The organism is Vibrio sp. Vb0667, from assembly GCF_033391095.1.
This window is the reverse complement of sequence record NZ_JAWPOL010000107.1, coordinates 1-1749: the sequence shown is the minus strand read 5'-3', so window position 1 is coordinate 1749 and position 1749 is coordinate 1. Positions and strand designations below refer to the sequence as shown.

1 protein-coding gene and 2 pseudogenes are annotated in these 1749 nt (G+C 45.2%); all 3 read right to left on the bottom strand.

Going from position 1 to position 1749, the window contains the following annotated elements; translation table 11 throughout:
- Window positions 1–96: pseudogene (locus tag R8269_RS23765) on the bottom strand (PTS mannose transporter subunit IIA); the annotation flags it as partial.
- A gap of 24 nt (window positions 97–120) precedes the next feature.
- Window positions 121–564 (bottom strand): PTS sugar transporter subunit IIA, encoded by a 444-nt coding sequence (locus R8269_RS23760; protein ID WP_005391226.1) that lies wholly within the window; start codon window positions 562–564, stop codon window positions 121–123.
- 432 nt (window positions 565–996) lie between these two features.
- Window positions 997–1749: pseudogene (locus R8269_RS23755) on the bottom strand (SgrR family transcriptional regulator); the annotation flags it as partial.

Here is a 1749-nt window from a genome sequence, read left to right as displayed (position 1 = left end):
AAGTGCAGTAATAAAGCCCCAAGCGATAAAGGCTCCGATATTTGGCAGCACCATGGCGGTCAAATGACCTCCGAAGGCTTGCACATTGGCTCGCATGTTTGCTTTCACGTTATGTTCCTTTTAGTATGCTTTTATTATGTCTAGCACTTGTTCTTTGGAAGAGGCTTGTGCCAGTTTTGCAATGTTCTCTTCATCCACAAACATCTCGCTCAACGCTTGAATCACCTCAATGTGGGTATCAGAGTCTTTCGCAGCTAAGGTAATAAGAATATTGGCCGGACCGAGATCCGATCCAAAATCAACAGGTGATGGGAAAATATGGATGCCTAAGCCTGTTTTTAAAACGCCAGTTTCAGGTCGGGCATGAGGCATAGCCAATCCAGGGCATAACACATAGTAAGGACCGTTTTCTTCCGTTGAACGGATGATCGCATCAGCATAGTGCTGGGAGACGTAACCTTTATTTTCTAGGTATTGAGTGGTCTTTTTAACCGCATCTTGCCATTGGTAAGCGCGATCATTAATTACATCTACTAGTTCGTGGTCGATTAACTCGTACAGCATATTTAACCCTATCAACAGTTCGTCATCTGATGGGTTAATTATCAATAACAGAGTCCCAACCGCGCAACCGAGCTACTTTTGCGCTTCGAATCACACTTTAAAGCCTGTCAATTTGTTTAAATGGACAGTGCTCAAAAATTTCACACGTAAAAAATCTACAAATTTTATTTGAACAACAAGTCAATAGACGAATTTTGAATGCAATCACTTTCTCGACAATATTCTTAAAGTTACATTATTTAAATCAGATCACATTAGACCTATTGACTCGATATAATTCGTGATTAATTTCAAAGTTCATTTCGGGCCATTTATTGATAGCTCACGCTCAAACGTAGATAAACATCACATTTGTTGGCTAGAAGAAATAAACACGTCACTGGCTTTCACCAAACTACAGACACAAAAAAACCGCCACTCAGGCGGTTTTGATCAGTCCGCAGACCAAACGGATCGTATGTCTGGCCATCCCCAGTTTGTGAGTGCGACATCTTCCAAGACCCCTTGAAAACGTAGCGTCTGAGTATGGTGGAACATCGGTGCAATCCAATATTCGCTAATCAATGTGGACGCGATCGGCTCTAACGCGCTCAGGTAATCTTCAAGCGGTGAGAATGCACGGACGTTTTCCATTTGAGCATCCAACCACGCCGCATTTTGCGCCCCTAAGGTGTGGTAAAGCACGGCATTGCTAAAGAAGTTGCTAAACGCAGACGCATGACGGTTATCGTCCAAGTTGATATTGGTGACAACCAGAGTCTCATCAAGCGTGCCGTTTTTGGCTTTCTCGCTCAGTTCTCGGTAGGAGTACATAACGATCTCCACTCGGCTGCCCGCACGCTCTAAACGCGAAGAAATCGCTCGCGCGCACCGGCGTAGCGCCGTGTAATTGTACCCTGCGATGGTGATCAGCTTTGGCAACTTGACCACATCTCCAAAGGGGCGCAACACCGGTTTCCAGTTTGGCAACAAGTTATAAGCAGCGACGCTACCAAAATTGATCTTTTCGCTCTTCATCACTTCGGCTAACTGCTCCGGTCGAATCAAATCACTGATGTATCGGCGCTGAGCCTGAGACAAAGCGTGCTTCGCATGATGGTTAAACAGTGCGAACAAACAACCGTCTTCCGTTCGACTGCGTTTGCTCGCTGGGGACGTTTCACTGTTCGGTGTCGACATGTAGTG

Excerpts from the sequence above, each read along its gene's own strand:
- R8269_RS23760 (WP_005391226.1), bottom strand. The coding sequence starts at position 564 with ATGCTGTACGAGTTAATCGACCACGAACTAGTAGATGTAATTAATGAT.